The following is a 19,346-nucleotide window of genomic DNA, read 5'->3' on the forward strand; positions in this document are numbered from 1 at the left end:
TCCGGTAACGGATTAAAGCCCCGCAACCTGTTGCGGGGCTTTTTACATTGGAAACCCGGTAATTTTTTCTGTAGGGAAAACGGGCATGAAGCAGCAGGCCGGCATAGGTATTCTTTTGGCGCTCACTACCGCAATGTGCTGGGGTGCGCTGCCAATTGCAATGAAGCAGGTACTGGAAGTGATGGAGCCGCCTACGGTGGTCTTTTATCGCTTTCTGATGGCAAGTATCGGCCTCGGGGCGATTCTGGCTGTCAAAGGTAAGCTTCCTCCGCTGCGACTCTTCCGGAAACCGCGCTGGCTGGTGTTACTGGCTATCGCGACAGGTGGACTGTTTGGGAACTTCATCCTGTTCAGTTCTTCCCTGCAATATCTTAGCCCTACGGCGTCACAGGTGATTGGTCAGCTTTCACCCGTGGGCATGATGGTCGCCAGCGTCTTGATCCTCAAGGAGAAGATGCGCGGTACGCAGATTATCGGGGCGAGCATGCTGCTATGCGGTCTGGTGATGTTCTTCAACACCAGTCTGATCGAGATTTTTACCCGGCTGACCGATTACACCTGGGGTGTGATCTTCGGTGTAGGGGCAGCAACGGTCTGGGTGAGCTATGGTGTCGCGCAAAAGGTGTTATTGCGTCGTCTTGCCTCACAGCAGATCCTCTTTTTGCTGTACACTTTGTGTACACTGGCGTTGTTGCCGTTAGCGAAGCCGGGGATAATCACCGAGCTTAGCGACTGGCAACTGGCGTGCCTCATTTTTTGTGGGCTGAACACGCTGGTTGGTTATGGCGCGCTGGCCGAAGCAATGGCGCGCTGGCAGGCAGCACAGGTGAGCGCATTAATTACGCTTACTCCGCTGTTTACGCTGTTATTTTCAGATTTGTTATCAATGGCCTGGCCCGATGTCTTCGTCAGACCGATGCTCAACCTGTTGGGCTATCTCGGTGCGTTTGTCGTGGTTGCGGGCGCGATGTATTCCGCCATTGGTCATCGTCTTTGGGGACGTTGGCGCAAAAATGAAGCGGTTGTAGTAGTCCCCCGCTCAGGCGAATGAGTTACGGAGTGTAAAATGAAGTTTGTTGATGAAGCGACGATCCTTGTCGTGGCTGGTGATGGCGGCAACGGTTGCGTGAGCTTCCGCCGTGAAAAGTATATCCCTCGTGGCGGCCCTGACGGCGGCGACGGCGGGGATGGTGGTGACGTGTGGCTGGAGGCGGATGAGAACCTCAACACGCTGATCGACTACCGTTTTGAAAAATCCTTCCGCGCTGAACGTGGTCAGAACGGCCAGAGCCGTGACTGCACCGGTAAACGCGGAAAAGACGTCACCATTAAGGTGCCTGTCGGTACGCGTGTGATTGACCAGGGGACCGGTGAAACCATGGGTGACATGACCAAACACGGTCAGCGCCTGATGGTCGCTAAAGGTGGCTGGCACGGTCTGGGTAACAGCCGTTTTAAATCATCTGTTAACCGTACGCCACGTCAGAAAACCATGGGTACGCCGGGCGATAAGCGCGATCTGCAGCTGGAGCTGATGCTTCTGGCAGACGTGGGCATGCTCGGGATGCCAAACGCAGGCAAATCGACGTTTATTCGTGCCGTCTCTGCTGCGAAACCAAAAGTGGCGGACTATCCGTTTACGACCCTGGTGCCAAGCCTGGGCGTTGTTCGTATGGATAACGAGAAGAGTTTCGTGGTTGCCGATATTCCGGGTCTGATTGAAGGCGCAGCGGAAGGTGCCGGTCTGGGTATCCGCTTCCTGAAACACCTTGAGCGTTGCCGCGTCCTGCTGCACCTGATCGATATTGATCCAATTGATGGTTCCGATCCGGTAGAAAATGCCCGTATCATCGTCGGCGAGCTGGAGAAATACAGCGAAAAACTGGCGAACAAACCGCGCTGGCTGGTCTTTAACAAAATTGACCTGATGGATAAAGCCGAAGCGGAAGCAAAAGCGAAAGCCATTGCTGAAGCGATGGGCTGGGAAGATAAATACTATCTTATCTCCGCCGCAAGCCAGGTGGGCGTGAAAGATCTGTGCTGGGATGTGATGACCTTCATCATCGAGAACCCAGTTGTTCAGGCGGAAGAAGCCAAACAGCCAGAAAAAGTCGAATTCATGTGGGATGACTACCACCGCCAGCAGCTCGAAGAGCTGGAAGCGGAAGAGGATGATGAAGACTGGGACGATGACTGGGATGAAGACGACGAAGAAGGCGTCGAGTTCATCTACAAGCACTAATCGTCGTGAAAGGCCCCTGTTGATTCAGGGGCTTTTTTTATTCTAACGTTGCAGGCAGCCAGCAGCTGGCAATGAGACCGCCTTTCTCGCCATTCTCCAGCGTCAGTTTTCCATGATGAAGCTGCAGGATACGCTGCACGATGCTCAGGCCCAGGCCACTGCCACCATAGCGTTGGTCGAGACGGCGGAACGGTTCTGTGATTGACTGTCGGTGCGCTTCATCGATACCGGGCCCCTGATCGATAACGCTGACCAGCGTTCCGCCGCCCTGCGCGGATAATGTCACTGTGATGGTTGTCCCGGCAGGGCTGTAACGTCCGGCATTTTCAAGCAGGTTGCGCAGCATAAGACGCAGAAGCACAGCGTCTCCCTGCACCGTGAGCGCACTTTTAGCCGGCCAAATAACCGTATGCTCTTTGGCTTCATGCTCAAGGCCAAGCGGCGTAATAATCGTGTCTGTCCAGTTCACCGTCTCGTAGTGACCGCTCGCCATCGCCTGCCCGGCGCGCGCCAGCATCAGCAGCTGTTCAATCGTGTGCATCAACTGATCGATACGGGTTATCAATGTCGCGGCCTGCGGCGCGCCTGACTGCGCCATAAGTTCCAGATGCAGCCTGATCCCGGCGAGGGGCGTTCGCAGCTCGTGTGCGGCGTCGGCGGTAAACAGCCTCTCCTGTTGAATGGTGTGATCCAGCCGGGCAAGCAGCTGATTGAGAGAGGTGGTGACGGCGCCAATTTCTTCCATGTCAGAGTACATCGGAAGCGGGGTCAGGTTATCCGCCGAACGATTTGCCAGACTGGCACGCAGTTTATTCAGGGGTCGGGTTATCCAGGTGACGGCCCAGAAGGAGAAGAACAGGGTGAAGCCGACCATCACCAGGGAAGGGACCAGCAGCGAGGCAATCGCTTCACGGATCTCTTTCTCGACATGGTTATTACGTGACTTGGCAGACAATGTTTCATTGACCAGAAAACCGATCTGCTCGCGGCTTTCATGCCATAGCCAGATCACGCTGATCAGCTGGAAAAACAACAGTATCACCGCCAGCAGGACCATTAACCGCCGACGCATGCTGTTCATTTCTGACTCACCAGACGGTAGCCCACGCCGCGGACGGTTTTGATCCTGTCTTTCCCGAGCTTACGACGCAGATTATGGATATGAACCTCAAGGGTATTCGACCCCGGATCGTCCTGCCAGGAGTAGATATCCTGCTGGAGGGTTTCACGGTGCACCGTCTGTCCGCTGCGCATAATCAGGCGCGTAAGCAGGGCAAACTCTTTGGGCGTGACTTCTACCGGCTGGGACTGGCGCAGGACCTGCTGGGTTTGCAGATTCAGCGTGATATCGCCGTCGGTGAGTAAGTTATCACTGTGTCCCTGATAACGGCGGATTAGGGCCCGGACGCGCGCCTGCAACTCTGCCAGAGCAAAGGGCTTCACCAGATAATCATCGGCTCCAGCATCAAGGCCGGTAATACGATCTTCAATGGCATCGCGTGCCGTCAGGATCAACACCGGATTAGCGATGCCGCGGCGACGCCACTGGGTGAGCAGCGTCGCGCCGTCTTTATCCGGTAAACCTAAATCGAGGATCACCAGACTGTATTCGCCGCTCTGGATCAGGGCATCGGCCTCCGCCGCCGTGGCGGCGCAGTCGAGGGCATATCCTTCACTGGCCAGCGCAAGCGCCAGCCCTTCCTGTAATAACAGATCGTCTTCAACTATAAGGAGTTTCATCTCTGCTTGTGCGGTCCTGTATCCTTGCGATGACATGATTATGGCAGAAAGTGCTGTACTGGCGCACGTACGTTTTTTGCATCCTGAATCTTAATAAAATCCTAATTAAATCGAATTGGATAGTGGATGCATAAACCGCCAGATATAATGTTAGTCTTTTTTCTGAGACTATTGTTATCATTAGTGTACAGCGATAAACGAGTGAGAAAATGGAACCTCTCTATTTATTAGCGCTTTCAGTAATTTTTAATATTATTGCAGTTTTTGTTTATCGGTATAAATCTCAACGAAATGCTTACATTTCGGTACTGATTTTTGTATTGACTGTTGGCGCTGTTTTTCTTAATGGTTTTTGGGCTGTTTGCCAGTATTTTACCGGCGATGGGGTCAATGAATCTGTTATTTATACGCTAACGACAACGATGGAAGGCGGGGAAATAAATAACTACATTTGGCCGTCAATAATGGCAATATTACTGTGTGTGGCGGCTGTTGTTATTATTCATAGGGTTTTATTCAGCGCAGAAGAAGGTAAACAACAAAATTGGACTTATGCTTTTTTATCCACTTCTTGTAGTGTACTGGCGCTGCTAGTTTCACCCGTTCTTTCGCAACTTAGCGGCACGATGATATTATCAAAGAAAGTTGATGGTTCAGATTTTAATGAGTATTATTTTAATGAACCCAGTAAAATTGAACAACCTAAGCTCAATTTGGTGTACATTTATGCTGAAAGTCTTGAGCGTACCTATTTCGATGAAAAAATCTTTCCAGGCTTGTTACCAGATTTAAAAAAATTAAGAGAAAATAGCATCGATTTTTCTAATACATCACAAATGCCTGCCACGGACTTTACCATCGCGGGTATTGTTGCTTCGCAATGTGGATTGCCATTATTCAAACCCACAGCGTTTAATGGTCAAAATACCGTAGGTACGTTCTACCCGGAGAGTCATTGTCTGGGGGATATACTGAGTGCATCAGGTTATGAGACCTATTTTTATCAAGGTGCAAATCTTCATTTTGCTGACAAAGATGCTTTTTTCAACGTGCATGGCATAAAGCATACATGGGGGTTAACGGAATCAGGCCTGAAGGATAATTTTGATCTACAAAATAACTGGGGGCTCTATGATAACCTGGTGCTGGACAAAGCCTGGGAAAAATTTAGTGAGCTTTCCGCTTCCGGACAGCGTTTTGCTCTGTTTACACTGACGGTCGATACGCATCCTCCGAAGGGGTATATCTCACCCGGATGTCGTCAGAAAAATTACACCATTGATGGTCGTTCTGTTGAAGCATTAAGCGCGGTGCTTTGCAGCCAGGAAAATATCTCGCGGTTTGTACAAAAGATTCAGTTGTCCCCCTGGGCCAAAAATACGCTGATTGTTCTGTCATCGGATCATCTGGCCATGCCCAGTACAGCGGTTTCTGTTGATTATCTCAACAAACTTGAGCGTCGTAATCTGTTTTTCATCCTCACGCCGCAGGTGAACTCTGTCCTGAAATCGCAGCCAAGAAGTACTCTTGATAATGGGGCAACCGTGCTGGATCTGCTGGGTGGCGAAAAGAGAATAGGTCTGGGGCGGAGTTCAGTCAGCGAAAAATCGCTCTCAGAAAGTATGCCTGATTTCAGAATGAAATTGTTTGCATGGGCTGACAGCATACGTGGACTTTGGGGAATGCCCGAACACATCGACGATTTTACGATCAATACACAAAAAAAGGAGATTACGTTTAGTGGCCACACTTTTAGCTTGCCAATTCTGATAGACATAAAAGCGGATCAAGTACTGCCCGTCATTGATGATGGCAGCCGAAATATCTCGCTGAGGCAATCACTGGCATTTTTTCCCGAAGGTGAGCGGTTTGTCTGGGTTGATAAATGTTTTCGTCCTGCAACTATCTGGCGGAACGAGTTCGTGCTTTCTGAAGCCTGGTGCGTTACCCAGGGTAAGGCCGGAGGAAAAATCACGGTCGATAAAGTGGACAGTGAGGTATATCAAGGCAAGGTAAGCATTGATGATAGTCCAACAGATACTGTGCGCTATCAACGTGAGCAGGGGCTGATGAAAATAAGTCCCGATGACATTCGTTATGTCTCGAATACATTCAAATTTGCCTTAGACGGAAGACCCATCTTTATCGAAAACATGATGGGAGTCGGTCGCCAGGAATCCTGGGGTCGTTGGTCAGATGCATTGACTTCGCCTTCAGTCATGCTGCTGTATAAATTGCCGTTCCCTCGCGAATTTAATGTTGAGATTGAAGCGAAAGCCTATGGAAAAAATGTTAATGCTCCCGTAGCCATAACAATTGGTGAACAGACGCAGTACGCGCGTTTTGGCGAGAAGGCAACCAGGGTTACGCTTCATTACACAGGGGATCTTTATTCGCGTTTGCTGACCATTACCCCGCCAGAGCCCACGCTTAGCCGAGAGGGAAGCATATTAGGACAAAGCTTTACTTCACCTGCGAGGAAGATAGGTATCGGGTTAAGTGAAGTGAAGATTACGCCAGTGATTCAGATCACTGATAAGACGTAATGGCGGGTGATGGCCTGCAATTCATTGCAGGCCATCACGAACATCAATTGTTCTGGTAAATATCTTTATAAAGCCTGCTTTCGAAGCGAACCAGTGGAATACGACGGTTGCGCTGGTCGGTCGGTTCGACGGCATAGCCGGAAAGATACTGCACGAATGCCATGCGCTGTCCGCTGGCGGTAGTGATGAAGCCTGCAAGGTTGTATACCCCTTGCAGAGAACCTGTTTTGGCTGACACTTTACCATCAACGCCGGCAGCGTGAAGGCCGGCCCGGTATTGAAGTGAACCGTCATGCCCGGCGAGCGGCAGCATCGAGATGAAGTTTAGCTCAGTGTCATGTTGAGCAATGTACTGAAGCACTTGCATCATGGTTGCCGGGGCGATCAAATTGTGTCGCGATAACCCGGAGCCATCGACAGCGATAGTATTACCCAGGTCGATTCCCGCCTGCTGTCGTAAGATCTGACGGACTGCATCGGAACCTGCACGCCAGGTTCCAGGAACGCCAAAGCGCGCGTGACCAATCATGCGGAACACCGTGTCAGCGATCATATTGTCAGACTTCTTCAGCATGATCCTTAGCAGATCGTGCAACGGTTCAGACTGTTTGCTGGCGATAACCGTGCCGGGTTGGTTAACCTGCGTCTGGCGCAGCAGGGTACCGGTATAGGTGATCCCTGCCTGTTTCAGTTCGTCCTTAAGAATGGCGCCTGCGTAGCTTGCGCCATCCTGGATGGCGAAGGCCAGCGGTAATGGATCGGCACGCTGCGTCAGGCAGCCGGTAAGCGTGAAGCGATTAAGATCGCCGGGCACCACATCCAGTTCGCAATACTGTGCATCCGGAGAGCCCTTGGCCAGCGTGCGGACCTGGCTGAACATCGTGACCGGGTAGTAAGACGCCACGCGGATAAACGCTAAATCATCCGGTTTGGGAGCGCTGTAAAGTGAAACCGAGAAGCAGTTTCGGTCAACAATCGCGGCGGCGGGCGGGGCGCTAAAGCATTGCGTCATGTCGTTCCACGGCCAGCCGGGGGCTTTATCGTGGCTGGCAAAAATGGAGGTGTCGATCAGTACGTTGCCATCAATCTTCTGCACTCCCGATTTTTTCAGCACCGCCACCATATTACGGATATCCTGGCGTTTAAAGGTTGGATCGCCGCCAAAACGGGCGATCAGATCGCCTTTCAGCTCGCCATTTTCGACCTTGCCTTTGGTCTCTAGCGTGGTGGTAAAGCGGAAGTCAGGACCAAGCTGAAGGAGGGCGGCAAGCGCAGTGATCACCTTCTGGGTGCTGGCAGGCAGGGCCATCTGTTGACTATGGTAGTCAATCTCCGGCGTCTGCGCCCCGACCTTTTGCACTATCAAGGCAAGGTTGGCACCTGCGGGCAGTTGATTAATATACTCATCAACATTCGCGGCCTGAACGCTGAACGTTATACTGGTAGTCAATCCGATGATAAATCTGGAAAATCGCATAATCTCGCGCTAACAACCCGAAAACAAACCGTCATACTACGGTGCATGGCACTGCAAAGTAAACGATGACCCATAGTGAACTTCGCGGTAAAATGCGTATCAAATTGAAAATTGCTGCTGACCTGGGGCGTTGCTCCCGGGTCGGTTTTCTTTTTGCTTCTGGCCTGCTCTTGAGGGCCGGGGCAGGGAACACTGCTCCCAACAGGAATGTTTAAGAGGTATAACAAATGCAAGCTATTCCGATGACCTTACGTGGTGCCGAAAAACTGCGCGAAGAGCTGGATTTCCTGAAATCCGTTCGCCGCCCTGAAATCATCGCCGCTATCGCGGAAGCGCGTGAGCATGGCGACCTGAAAGAGAATGCTGAATACCACGCGGCGCGTGAGCAGCAGGGTTTCTGTGAAGGGCGTATTAAAGATATCGAAGCGAAGCTGTCGAATGCGCAGGTTATCGATATTACCAAAATGCCAAACAATGGCCGCGTGATCTTCGGCTCAACGGTTACCGTGCTGAACCTGGATACCGACGAAGAGCAAACGTATCGTATCGTGGGTGACGATGAAGCCGACTTCAAACAGAACCTGATTTCGGTGAACTCACCCATTGCTCGCGGCCTGATTGGCAAAGAGCAGGATGATGTTGTCACCATCCGCACCCCTGGCGGTGAAGTCGAATACGAAATTATCAAGGTTGAGTACCTGTAATTCGCCTCTCTGCAAAGATGTTGATACATTGTAAAGAAAGGAAAAAGGCCGCATAGCGGCCTTTTAACAACTCAAGGAGCATGGCATTTTGCTCACCTGCTGACAGAAATCCCTCGTTTAACACAGAAAATGTGTTTGATTCAGGATATCCTTAGCGTGGCAGCGAGATTTTACGCTCTTTAGATGGGCGATAGAGCACCAGCGTTTTACCGATGACCTGTACATTACAGGCGCCGGTTTCGCGCACGATGGCTTCCACGATCAGGTTTTTAGTGTCTCTGTCTTCAGAGGCGATTTTCACCTTGATCAGCTCGTGGTGTTCCAGCGCTTGTTCAATCTCGGCAAGCACCCCTTCGGTCAAACCATTGTTGCCAAGCATCACTACAGGCTTGAGCGGATGTGCCAGACCTTTAAGGTGCTGTTTTTGTTTAGTACTCAGATTCATCGTATATTTTTGCTTACGTTGGGATTGAAAACGGTTCATTCTACCGCCATCTCCCTTATATCGCCAAATAGCTGCGTAGAAATTTACGTCACAGGCAAGCAACGATGAACCAGGACGGAAATGTTAAATGACAGGTAAAAAGCGTTCTGCCAGCTCCAGCCGCTGGCTTCAGGAACACTTTAGCGATAAATATGTTCAACAGGCACAGAAAAAGGGGTTGCGTTCCCGTGCCTGGTTTAAACTTGATGAAATACAGCAAAGTGACAAACTTTTTAAGCCGGGGATGACGGTTGTCGACCTCGGAGCAGCACCTGGCGGATGGTCCCAGTATGCGGTAACGCAGATCGGCGGAACGGGCCGAATCATCGCGTGCGATCTTTTACCAATGGATCCCATCGTCGGTGTCGACTTCCTTCAGGGCGACTTTCGTGATGAATTAGTGCTGAAAGCGTTACTTGATCGTGTAGGTGACAGTAAGGTCCAGGTTGTCATGTCAGATATGGCACCAAATATGTGTGGAACACCGGCGGTGGATATCCCCCGCGCCATGTATCTGGTGGAGCTAGCGTTAGAAATGTGTCGTGATGTACTAGCGCCTGGTGGTAGTTTTGTTGTGAAGGTGTTTCAGGGCGAAGGTTTCGAGGAGTATCTTAAGGAAATTCGCTCCCTGTTTGCGAAGGTCAAAGTTCGTAAGCCGGACTCTTCCCGGGCCCGTTCCCGTGAAGTGTATATTGTAGCGACCGGGCGAAAATGATAACCGGTAGATTTCAGGCGAAAGTTTGAATGAAACTGGATATAGAGTATCCTGACGCTGTTTTTAACACAGTTGTAATATGAGGTTAATCCCTTGAGTGACATGGCGAAAAACCTAATACTCTGGCTGGTCATTGCCGTTGTGCTGATGTCAGTATTCCAGAGCTTTGGGCCCAGCGAGTCGAATGGCCGCAAGGTGGATTATTCTACCTTCCTGCAGGAGGTCAATCAGGACCAGGTTCGCGAAGCGCGTATCAACGGACGTGAGATCAACGTTACCAAGAAAGATAGTAACCGTTACACGACTTACATCCCGGTGAACGATCCTAAGCTGCTTGATAACCTTCTGACCAAAAACGTCAAAGTTGTAGGCGAGCCGCCAGAAGAACCAAGCCTGCTGGCTTCTATCTTCATTTCCTGGTTCCCGATGCTGCTTCTTATCGGCGTCTGGATCTTCTTTATGCGCCAGATGCAGGGCGGCGGTGGCAAAGGTGCCATGTCGTTCGGTAAGAGCAAGGCGCGTATGCTGACGGAAGATCAGATCAAGACCACGTTTGCTGACGTCGCCGGTTGTGACGAAGCGAAAGAAGAAGTAGGTGAATTGGTTGAATACCTGCGTGAGCCGAGCCGTTTCCAGAAACTGGGCGGTAAGATCCCGAAAGGCGTTCTGATGGTTGGTCCTCCGGGTACCGGTAAAACCCTGCTGGCGAAAGCTATCGCGGGTGAAGCGAAGGTGCCGTTCTTTACTATTTCAGGTTCTGACTTCGTCGAAATGTTCGTGGGTGTTGGTGCATCTCGTGTGCGTGACATGTTCGAGCAGGCTAAGAAGGCAGCACCGTGCATTATCTTCATCGATGAAATCGACGCCGTTGGCCGCCAGCGTGGCGCGGGCCTGGGCGGTGGTCACGATGAACGTGAACAGACCCTGAACCAGATGCTGGTTGAGATGGACGGCTTCGAAGGTAACGAAGGTATCATCGTAATCGCGGCGACTAACCGTCCGGACGTTCTTGACCCGGCTCTGCTGCGTCCAGGCCGTTTCGACCGTCAGGTTGTTGTCGGTCTGCCGGATGTTCGCGGTCGTGAACAGATTCTGAAAGTCCATATGCGTCGCGTACCGCTGGCACCAGATATCGATGCGGCAATTATTGCGCGCGGTACCCCGGGCTTCTCCGGTGCGGACCTGGCTAACCTGGTCAACGAAGCTGCACTGTTTGCCGCTCGCGGTAACAAGCGCGTGGTGTCGATGGTGGAGTTCGAGAAAGCGAAAGACAAAATCATGATGGGTGCGGAACGTCGCTCCATGGTGATGACGGAAGCGCAGAAAGAGTCCACTGCATACCACGAAGCAGGCCATGCGATTATCGGTCGCCTGGTGCCGGAACACGATCCGGTGCATAAAGTGACGATTATTCCACGCGGCCGTGCGCTGGGTGTGACCTTCTTCCTGCCTGAAGGCGACGCGATCAGCGCCAGCCGTCAGAAACTGGAAAGCCAGATTTCGACCCTGTACGGTGGTCGTCTGGCGGAAGAGATCATCTACGGGCCAGAACATGTTTCTACCGGTGCGTCCAACGACATTAAAGTCGCGACAAATCTGGCGCGTAACATGGTGACTCAGTGGGGCTTCTCCGACAAACTCGGTCCGCTGCTGTATGCAGAGGAAGAGGGTGAAGTGTTCCTGGGCCGCTCCGTGGCGAAAGCGAAACATATGTCCGATGAAACAGCTCGTATCATCGACCAGGAAGTGAAAGCGCTGATTGAACGTAACTATGGTCGCGCACGTCAGATCCTGAACGACAATATGGACATCCTGCATTCGATGAAAGATGCACTCATGAAATATGAGACCATCGATGCTCCGCAGATTGACGACCTGATGGCTCGCCGCGAAGTGCGTCCGCCAGCAGGCTGGGAAGACCCAGGCGCTTCCAACAATTCTGACAACAATGGCACTCCGCGTGCGCCGCGTCCGGTTGACGAACCGCGTACGCCGAACCCGGGCAACACCATGTCAGAACAGTTGGGCGATAAGTAAGTCACTGCTGTTGAAATGTTTGTCTGTACCTCAAACCCTGGAGCTTGCTCCGGGGTTTTTCTTTTCCATTAAACCACATTAATACCAGGGATTTAGCCATGAAACTATTCGCCCAGGACTCGCATCTCGATCTTTCACATCCTCATGTGATGGGGATCCTGAATGTTACCCCTGACTCCTTCTCAGATGGCGGCACGCATAACACCCTGATCGAGGCGGTTAAGCACGCCAATTTAATGATCAACGCGGGTGCCACTATTATTGACGTTGGCGGTGAGTCGACACGACCTGGTGCGGCAGATGTTTCGGTGGAAGAAGAGCTGGCACGCGTGGTACCGGTGGTTGAAGCCATCGCCCAGCGCTTTGAGGTATGGATCTCCGTCGATACCTCTAAACCTGAGGTGATTCGGGAAGTGGCGAGAGTGGGTGCTCACATTATTAATGATATTCGTTCACTGACAGAGCCGGGGGCGATTGAAGCGGCCGCGGAAACCGGGCTGCCGGTGTGTCTGATGCACATGCAGGGTCAGCCGAAAACGATGCAGGATGCGCCGAAGTATGACGACGTCTTTGCTGATGTAAATCGCTTCTTTATTGAGCACATCGCACGCTGTGAACGTGCGGGCATCCCAAAAGAGAAATTGCTGCTCGACCCGGGGTTCGGTTTCGGTAAAAATCTCTCACACAATTATGCGTTGCTTGCACGCTTATCAGAGTTTCATCATTTCGGCCTGCCGCTGCTGGTAGGTATGTCGAGAAAGTCGATGATTGGGCAGTTGCTTAATGTCGGTCCGAGTGAGCGCTTGAGCGGGAGTCTGGCCTGCGCGGTGATTGCGGCGATGCAGGGGGCGCACATTATTCGTGTCCATGACGTCAAAGAAACAGTAGAAGCCATGCGTGTGGTGGAAGCCACACTGGCAGCGAAGGAAAACAAACGCTATGAGTAATCGTAAATATTTTGGTACCGATGGTATCCGTGGCCGGGTAGGCGATGCGCCAATCACCCCTGACTTTGTCCTGAAGCTTGGCTGGGCCGCTGGCAAGGTACTGGCACGTCATGGTTCCCGTAAGATCATTATCGGTAAAGATACCCGCATTTCGGGTTATATGCTGGAGTCTGCGCTGGAAGCCGGTCTGGCGGCTGCAGGTCTTTCTGCCTCCTTTACTGGGCCAATGCCAACGCCAGCTGTCGCGTATCTGACCCGCACCTTCCGCGCGGAAGCGGGGATTGTCATTTCTGCTTCTCACAACCCGTTCTATGACAACGGCATCAAATTCTTCTCTATCGATGGCACCAAGCTGCCGGACGAAGTGGAAGAAGCTATTGAAGCCGAAATGGAAAAAGAGATCACCTGTGTAGATTCCGCTGAGCTGGGGAAAGCGAACCGTATTGTCGATGCCGCGGGTCGTTACATTGAATTCTGCAAAGGTACGTTCCCGAATGAGCTGAGCCTGGCGCACCTCAAAATTGTGGTGGACTGTGCAAACGGTGCGACCTATCACATCGCTCCGAATGTTTTCCGCGAGCTGGGTGCGAAAGTGATCGCTATCGGTTGTGAGCCGGATGGTCTGAACATTAACGAACAGGTCGGTGCGACGGACGTTCGTGCCCTGCAGGCGCGCGTGCTGGCGGAGAAAGCCGATCTGGGTATTGCGCTGGACGGTGACGGTGATCGTGTGATCATGGTCGACCACGAAGGGAATAAAGTCGACGGCGACCAGATCCTGTATATCATCGCGCGTGAAGGTCTGCGTCAGGGTCAGCTGCGCGGCGGCGCGGTGGGGACCCTGATGAGTAACATGGGTCTGGAACTGGCGCTGAAACAGCTTGGGATCCCGTTTGTCCGCGCGAAAGTGGGCGACCGCTATGTGCTGGAGAAACTTCAGGAGAAGGGCTGGCGTATCGGTGCTGAAAACTCGGGCCACGTGATCCTGCTGGACAAAACGACCACCGGTGACGGCATCGTGGCCGCGCTGCAGGTCGTTGCCGCCATGGCACGTAACCATATGACCCTGCAGGATCTCTGCAGCGGCATGAAAATGTTCCCGCAGGTGCTGGTAAACGTGCGCTTCACCGCCGGCAAAGGCGATCCGCTGGAAAGTGAAAATGTGAAAGCGGTAATGGCTGAGGTTGAAGCCGCGCTTGGCAGCCGTGGGCGCGTTCTGCTGCGTAAGTCTGGTACTGAACCGCTGATCCGCGTGATGGTAGAAGGCGAAGACGAAGCGCAGGTGACGGAATTTGCGCACCGTATTGCGGATGCCGTAAAGGCGGTTTAAACAGCCCGCAGCGGCGAACTGATAAACCCTAAAAAACGTTGTTACGTTTCAATGCAAAACGCCTGGTGGTCATTCTCCGGGCGTTTTGTTTTTTATCTGGCAGAGCAAAAAAATAGCTAAGTACGGCTAATTATTTGATTTGGAATGATATTCGTAACAAAACGGATGAATATTTTTATTTAAAAATACATGGGTTGTTATTTGTAATGTCATTTCATGTTAATGAAAAATTAAATAAGTGCCCGTTAGATGTCTCTTATTTCGTTGGATTAATTATTAAGAATGATCTTTCGTTATTGTTCAATAACAATATGGCATTAAATTTTTAAGCTAAATATAAATGTATTCTTAGTTTTTTTGTGTTTGGTTGTGTCAGTTTTTTTCTGAGTGAATAATGCCAGTGCTGCAGGGCAATACACCTGCGACATAACATGGATTAATAAGGGCATATAATGAATACATTGATATTAGATTTAAAAGGGAATGTGGCTCGCAAAGTCGCACAGGTAAAAGAGATGAGAAAACAGCGCGGTGTGACGTTGCTGGAAATTATCATCGTTTTGGGGATTATCGGTGTTATTGCCGCGGGTGTGGTTATTCTGGCGCAACGAGCATTCACCGCTCAGGATCTGTCTGCTGTACAGGATGATTTAACCAGCGTTCGTACCGCCATGAATGAGGCATATAAAGATCAGGCAGAATATCCGGCACAGAGTGATTCCATTTTAGCGCTGTCGAAATCCACAATCGGCGACACTACTATAGCGAATAATTCGCCAATCGCGACCCTGGTGCGTATGGGTAAAATCTCTGCTGATGAAGCGTTTAACGGTTTCTCTAATGACGCATTCCAGATTGATAATGCTCTGACAGACTCATCAAGCTCCCAGAATAAAGGGTTTGTTGTGTTAGTTAACGGCCTGGCATCAGAAGAGTGTCGTAACCTGATTTCCCAGATGGGAAACCAGTGGGACTATGTTGAAACTATCAAAAGCGGTGCGGCGGCAGGTTCTGAACCGTCCATCACAGGTAAAGATTTGAGCGTAGCTAAAAATGTGGGTTCTGGAATCCTTAAGACGCTGACTTCCGGTGAAATTGCACCTGCTGATATCGTAACGGCCGGTGTTTGTGATGGTCAGGGTTCAATTAACGGCGTTATCTTCGGTAGTAAATAATTTTTAACGTGATTTGAAGTTTAATAGCGTTGCGTTAATGATAAAAGTGGCTGTTTATAATGAATAGCCACTTAATAATGTATTACTTACATGGATGTTTCCCAGGAAAAGGATATGCGATCGCGAAATAATGCGTCAGGTTTTTCATTACTGGAAGTGATAGTCGTTCTGGCCATTATCGGTGGCGCACTGGTTATGTATACCAATTATGCTCGCAAACAGGCGGCAAAAGAAATGCGTCAGACCATCGCGAATGCGCTTGTCCAGGAAATGAAGGGCGTGGTGAATTATTTGCGTGACGATACGCTGCAAACTAAGGGTGGAGAACAAGAGAATCCATTTTATGATATCAGCAGCACAAGCAATGACGCGCACTATCGCTACCGTATTACAAACAACATAGACGATGTAAATACCGGTAATTCAGCGAATTATTTTCTTTGGGGCGATGGCGTTAATGCCCAGAAGCAACAGCGTTACCTGTTTATTAGCAAGAATTGTAATGTTTCGTTGAAATCAGAGTTTGAGCTTACTGCAGAGTATTTACCCTGCTCGCTGGTAACGGCAGCGGATAACCCCGCTGCAAAGATTGAACGTATCGGGTTTGCGTCTCAGGATTTAACGACGCCGTCGAGCTCCGTTTCCAGAATGGATGCCATTATTGCTTTTGCCTATACGGATAGCAGAGACAAGTACAGTTTTGCCAGCTATGCCCCGGCTTTTAACAACGCGTTGAACAACGCGGGGCTGATTGCGTCACATATCATTATTGTTCACCGGAAAACGTCAGCAGACGCATGGCAACTGGTCACCCAGGCTGACGGTAAGACGCCTGTCGAGTTTTCCGATATGGCGACGAACTTTCAACGCGTTGAAAAAATGAGCAAGGGTCAGCAGTTGGGTATTCGTCTTACGTTTGACATGAATGATAACAACAGCGGCAGCGGCAGTAATGCCGGCAATACCTGCTGGAACTCAACGGAAAGTAAAGTTGAGCTCTGTTATGACCAGGAAAAAGGCACTGGCGCTCATGGCGAAGACAAAATTCTGGCGCTTAATATGACCAACTTAGAAAACCCGCGTGGCGACCGGGCCGCAGGTACGTTAAAAGCCAATCTGGTGATGGAAAATACGTCACGGCCAGTTTTTTTGTTCAAGCGTAATTACGGTGGAGATTTAATGCTTTCCGCCGACGGCAACCCTGAACGCTTTACATACAAAAATAACAATAATGAAGAGGTTGAAGGGGATTTTTATCTGGATGATAATACCACTTATCGCTCCTGGAATGGCAATAGCGTAGCCGGGGCTGATATTGTTTCTGATTATTATCCTTCCAGTGCATATGATGCTTTTGAGCTTGTAACTCCATCGGTGAGTGAATATTCTGGAACTGAATATATATCTGCGAATATCACAGATAATAAAAATTATATGGCAGTATATGATGACGGTGTAAGAGAATCTGGCTGGCATCGATTTGCAGTACAGACTTGCCCTGTCATCGAGCAGGAAATTATTTTGCGTGACTCTCAAGGCGACGCAATACTGGATGAAAATGGCAACAAGAAAAAAATAAAAGTTACCAGGACGCTATATCCACGGTTATCTGCCAGTATATCCTCTGTCTCAGCATATAATGATGACAACAGCAGCATACGTGATGATACTTATACTAAACAAAATGAAACTCGCAGAAAATTAGATGATAGCAGGAAAGTGGATTTGCTTGGCGGCGTTACCGTACAGGTAGAGCTGGCTGAGATGGATGTTTCAAATGGGGCGCGTTCCGATCACAATTCGGCGCAAAAATATATATTTCCGGGCAGCAAGTATGTGTGGGCCGTGACAGCGACGGTGGGCATGTATGATTCAGAAACGGGAACAGGATTTAATATAGTAAACCCACAGACAATCTCTTATGTCATTACCAAATGGTGTAGTACGATACCGCAATCAGGTACGCCATATGATTTATTGGCGACAACAGAGTATAAATAATAGTGATCTGATAAATAGAGGGAAAATAACATGATTATCAGGAAATACTGTCTGCTTTTATTGTCGGTAATACTTTTTCCGCAGGCAATCGCAAGTAATAATAGCAATACGGGTATTCATATCGTCGCACCTGGCACATCGTCCGAAGCGTCATATCAACAGAATGCCAGAAATCCCTTTTCGGGCGAAACACAGAATTTAACTTCCCCGATGACGCCGCCTTTGGTGATCCTGGAGAACAACCTGCTCAGTCAGGAGATAGGTAAATGGGTAACTCGTAATGGCTACAAGCTCTTCTGGAACAGCAAGAAGGACTACCGGATTTATAACAGCATTACGTTAGCAGGGAAAAATGAAGATGAAATACTCCAGGAACTGGGGGAACTTTTCTTCTCTGAAAATTATGGTCTGGTTGTCAAAAAGTATCAAAAAAATCGCGTAATCGTCATTGATGAAATGTAAAAATTTTATGGAAACAGGGATGAAGATCAGAACAGGGTTGTTAATGCTCACGGTATTACTTCAGGGCTGCGTCAGCGATTTTGAAAAAAAATATGATTCAGCAAGTCAGGTTCAGGAGCATTTTAAAGACGCAACATCACAGGATGAATCAAAAGCCAGACCTTACATTAAATATGATGGCGCTTTCATCGGGCAGAAAGTGGCATATAGCCCTGAGCAGCAACGTATAATGGACAAACACGTCAAAATCTCCTCCTATGAGCCCGCGACGTTAGGCGTCATCATGGAGGCTGTTTCTGCGCAGACGGGGATCAGCTATCGTATCAACGACAGCGCAATAGGAGGAAAATCAGCAACGGCAAAAGGGGACGAAAGCTGGGATGTTGCCCGCAGTGTCAGATTTGATGGTACTTTTGAAGAATTTATCCGCTACATCGCGTCCTTGTATGACGTTAGTCCGAAACTCGACGAACATAACGTATTAAAAATAAATGTATTCGAAACTTATGTTCTCAAGCTTGATTTCTATGGTGAAAATAACAAAACGGAAACCAATCTTGATCTTTCCGGTAACGAAGCGACCTCCAGTGGCGGCCTGACCGGCAAAACCGAGACCAAATTTGAATCTTCTTTCTGGGATGACGTTGAGGATATGGCGAAAAACTATATTTCCTCAGGGAATTACAATCTCTTTAAAGATTCCTCGGTTTTAATGATCAACGCCAGACCTTCGGAATACGAGGCGCTGAGTAAAGCATTAGATAAGTATAAGACCGATAATAGCCGTCAGTTTATCGTTACGTATAAGATTTTCACCCTTGACAAATCAAAGGTCAGTGAACTGTCTGCGGGATTAAATCTTAATTTCAATGATGGTCAGAACACGGTAAAAATCAGCTCAAGTTTACTGGATTCGCTCACTGGTGGTATCTCAGCCGGATGGAAAAACAGTAATGTTGATATTAATGGCGGGCTGGATGCTCTCTATAAATTAACAGGTGATAGATCATTGCAAAGCGGATCTTTTATTACGCGCAACAATATGGCCATCCCCTTGAATATGACCAAATCGCAGAACTATGTCTCCGGTAAAACACGTACTACCGATGACAACGGTGAAGTGAATGTCGAGGTCGAAACATCTTCAGTAGTAACGGGAACCAGCTTTATCATTACACCGCGCGTACTTTCCGATGGACGTATTGAAGTGGTGAGTGGATTTACAAAACGCTATCTGGAAGGCATTGATACCTATGAAGATGTACAGTTGCCTAACGTGAGCACAACGGAGTCTTTCAACTCATCGATCATCATGCCTGGCGATCTGCTTATGGTAGCTAAATATGATGTGAAAGAGGAAAAGGGCGGGATTGAGTACCAGATCCTCGGTATGGGCGATAAAGATGAGAATGAAGCGGCCACTGTCGTGATGGTTATCGGCGTAGATTACTATCGTCAGCCAATTACGTCCCGCTAACGAGAAACA

The 19,346-nt window shown here is 49.7% G+C and carries 16 protein-coding genes; 12 read left to right on the forward strand and 4 right to left on the reverse strand.

The window, feature by feature from the left end; translation table 11 throughout:
- Window positions 1–85 precede the first annotated feature (85 nt).
- Together GM298_RS07675 and cgtA are read left to right on the forward strand one after the other, a co-directional pair.
- Window positions 86–1,051: a DMT family transporter gene (locus tag GM298_RS07675; protein ID WP_266153877.1), complete on the forward strand. Its 966-nt coding sequence runs from the start codon at window positions 86–88 to the stop codon at window positions 1,049–1,051.
- Window positions 1,052–1,066: 15 nt separating this feature from the next.
- The gene (cgtA, locus tag GM298_RS07680) at window positions 1,067–2,242 is read left to right on the forward strand and encodes an Obg family GTPase CgtA (RefSeq protein WP_045284746.1); all 1,176 of its coding nucleotides are present in this window, start codon (window positions 1,067–1,069) and stop codon (window positions 2,240–2,242) included.
- 37 nt (window positions 2,243–2,279) lie between these two features.
- On the opposite strand, the gene pmrB is transcribed toward cgtA, so the two are convergent.
- Both pmrB and pmrA read right to left on the reverse strand, forming a co-directional pair.
- Window positions 2,280–3,323 (reverse strand): two-component system sensor histidine kinase PmrB, encoded by a 1,044-nt coding sequence (pmrB, locus tag GM298_RS07685; RefSeq protein WP_088244392.1) that lies wholly within the window; start codon window positions 3,321–3,323, stop codon window positions 2,280–2,282.
- Window positions 3,320–3,982, reverse strand: a complete 663-nt coding sequence (gene pmrA / locus GM298_RS07690; RefSeq protein ID WP_262783793.1) for a two-component system response regulator PmrA — start codon at window positions 3,980–3,982, stop codon at window positions 3,320–3,322. Before pmrA ends, pmrB begins: the two co-directional genes overlap by 4 nt.
- A gap of 209 nt (window positions 3,983–4,191) precedes the next feature.
- On the opposite strand from pmrA, the gene opgB reads away from it, so the two are divergent.
- The gene (gene opgB / locus GM298_RS07695; RefSeq protein ID WP_266153878.1) at window positions 4,192–6,528 is read left to right on the forward strand and encodes a phosphatidylglycerol--membrane-oligosaccharide glycerophosphotransferase; all 2,337 of its coding nucleotides are present in this window, start codon (window positions 4,192–4,194) and stop codon (window positions 6,526–6,528) included.
- A 43-nt stretch (window positions 6,529–6,571) separates the two neighbouring features.
- On the opposite strand, the gene dacB is transcribed toward opgB, so the two are convergent.
- A complete protein-coding gene (gene dacB, locus GM298_RS07700; RefSeq protein ID WP_266153879.1) occupies window positions 6,572–8,005 on the reverse strand; it encodes a serine-type D-Ala-D-Ala carboxypeptidase in 1,434 nt (477 codons plus the stop codon).
- Window positions 8,006–8,232: 227 nt separating this feature from the next.
- On the opposite strand from dacB, the gene greA reads away from it, so the two are divergent.
- On the forward strand, window positions 8,233–8,709 hold the full coding sequence (greA, locus tag GM298_RS07705) for a transcription elongation factor GreA (RefSeq protein ID WP_025756709.1): 477 nt from the start codon (window positions 8,233–8,235) through the stop codon (window positions 8,707–8,709).
- A gap of 151 nt (window positions 8,710–8,860) precedes the next feature.
- Here greA and yhbY read toward each other — a convergent pair whose 3' ends face one another.
- Window positions 8,861–9,154 (reverse strand): ribosome assembly RNA-binding protein YhbY, encoded by a 294-nt coding sequence (gene yhbY / locus GM298_RS07710; protein ID WP_003861814.1) that lies wholly within the window; start codon window positions 9,152–9,154, stop codon window positions 8,861–8,863.
- Between the two features lie 127 nt (window positions 9,155–9,281).
- Between yhbY and rlmE the strand changes: the two genes are divergently transcribed.
- The 8 genes from rlmE to GM298_RS07750 all read left to right on the forward strand — a co-directional run bounded on the left by rlmE (window position 9,282) and on the right by GM298_RS07750 (window position 19,337).
- Complete coding sequence (gene rlmE, locus GM298_RS07715; protein WP_003861812.1) at window positions 9,282–9,908, forward strand: 23S rRNA (uridine(2552)-2'-O)-methyltransferase RlmE; 627 nt, start codon at window positions 9,282–9,284, stop codon at window positions 9,906–9,908.
- 102 nt (window positions 9,909–10,010) lie between these two features.
- Window positions 10,011–11,945, forward strand: coding sequence for an ATP-dependent zinc metalloprotease FtsH (gene ftsH, locus GM298_RS07720; RefSeq protein ID WP_013098921.1), 1,935 nt, complete (start codon window positions 10,011–10,013; stop codon window positions 11,943–11,945).
- A 98-nt stretch (window positions 11,946–12,043) separates the two neighbouring features.
- Window positions 12,044–12,892 carry a dihydropteroate synthase gene (gene folP / locus GM298_RS07725; RefSeq protein ID WP_025756710.1) on the forward strand — a complete coding sequence of 283 codons (849 nt, stop codon included), beginning with the start codon at window positions 12,044–12,046 and terminating at the stop codon, window positions 12,890–12,892.
- On the forward strand, window positions 12,885–14,222 hold the full coding sequence (glmM, locus tag GM298_RS07730; protein WP_095450580.1) for a phosphoglucosamine mutase: 1,338 nt from the start codon (window positions 12,885–12,887) through the stop codon (window positions 14,220–14,222). Before folP ends, glmM begins: the two co-directional genes overlap by 8 nt.
- 452 nt (window positions 14,223–14,674) lie before the next feature.
- Window positions 14,675–15,397, forward strand: coding sequence for a type IV pilus major pilin (locus tag GM298_RS07735; RefSeq protein WP_095450581.1), 723 nt, complete (start codon window positions 14,675–14,677; stop codon window positions 15,395–15,397).
- Between the two features lie 114 nt (window positions 15,398–15,511).
- Entirely contained in the window at window positions 15,512–17,398 is a 1,887-nt protein-coding gene (locus GM298_RS07740) for a type IV pilin protein (protein WP_266153882.1), read from the forward strand.
- A gap of 30 nt (window positions 17,399–17,428) precedes the next feature.
- Window positions 17,429–17,860: a TcpQ domain-containing protein gene (locus tag GM298_RS07745; protein ID WP_095450583.1), complete on the forward strand. Its 432-nt coding sequence runs from the start codon at window positions 17,429–17,431 to the stop codon at window positions 17,858–17,860.
- A gap of 19 nt (window positions 17,861–17,879) precedes the next feature.
- Entirely contained in the window at window positions 17,880–19,337 is a 1,458-nt protein-coding gene (locus GM298_RS07750) for a type II and III secretion system protein (protein WP_266153883.1), read from the forward strand.
- Window positions 19,338–19,346 lie beyond the last annotated feature (9 nt).

Origin of the sequence: Enterobacter sp. HSTU-ASh6 (assembly GCF_026319105.1) — a bacterium.
Lineage (GTDB): Bacteria > Pseudomonadota > Gammaproteobacteria > Enterobacterales > Enterobacteriaceae > Enterobacter > Enterobacter sichuanensis.

Excerpts from the sequence above, each read along its gene's own strand:
- GM298_RS07675 (WP_266153877.1), top strand. The coding sequence starts at position 86 with ATGAAGCAGCAGGCCGGCATAGGTATTCTTTTGGCGCTCACTACCGCA.
- cgtA (WP_045284746.1), top strand. The coding sequence starts at position 1,067 with ATGAAGTTTGTTGATGAAGCGACGATCCTTGTCGTGGCTGGTGATGGC.
- pmrB (WP_088244392.1), bottom strand. The coding sequence starts at position 3,323 with ATGAACAGCATGCGTCGGCGGTTAATGGTCCTGCTGGCGGTGATACTG.
- pmrA (WP_262783793.1), bottom strand. The coding sequence starts at position 3,982 with ATGAAACTCCTTATAGTTGAAGACGATCTGTTATTACAGGAAGGGCTG.
- opgB (WP_266153878.1), top strand. The coding sequence starts at position 4,192 with ATGGAACCTCTCTATTTATTAGCGCTTTCAGTAATTTTTAATATTATT.
- dacB (WP_266153879.1), bottom strand. The coding sequence starts at position 8,005 with ATGCGATTTTCCAGATTTATCATCGGATTGACTACCAGTATAACGTTC.
- greA (WP_025756709.1), top strand. The coding sequence starts at position 8,233 with ATGCAAGCTATTCCGATGACCTTACGTGGTGCCGAAAAACTGCGCGAA.
- yhbY (WP_003861814.1), bottom strand. The coding sequence starts at position 9,154 with ATGAATCTGAGTACTAAACAAAAACAGCACCTTAAAGGTCTGGCACAT.
- rlmE (WP_003861812.1), top strand. The coding sequence starts at position 9,282 with ATGACAGGTAAAAAGCGTTCTGCCAGCTCCAGCCGCTGGCTTCAGGAA.
- ftsH (WP_013098921.1), top strand. The coding sequence starts at position 10,011 with ATGGCGAAAAACCTAATACTCTGGCTGGTCATTGCCGTTGTGCTGATG.
- folP (WP_025756710.1), top strand. The coding sequence starts at position 12,044 with ATGAAACTATTCGCCCAGGACTCGCATCTCGATCTTTCACATCCTCAT.
- glmM (WP_095450580.1), top strand. The coding sequence starts at position 12,885 with ATGAGTAATCGTAAATATTTTGGTACCGATGGTATCCGTGGCCGGGTA.
- GM298_RS07735 (WP_095450581.1), top strand. The coding sequence starts at position 14,675 with ATGAATACATTGATATTAGATTTAAAAGGGAATGTGGCTCGCAAAGTC.
- GM298_RS07740 (WP_266153882.1), top strand. The coding sequence starts at position 15,512 with ATGCGATCGCGAAATAATGCGTCAGGTTTTTCATTACTGGAAGTGATA.
- GM298_RS07745 (WP_095450583.1), top strand. The coding sequence starts at position 17,429 with ATGATTATCAGGAAATACTGTCTGCTTTTATTGTCGGTAATACTTTTT.
- GM298_RS07750 (WP_266153883.1), top strand. The coding sequence starts at position 17,880 with ATGAAGATCAGAACAGGGTTGTTAATGCTCACGGTATTACTTCAGGGC.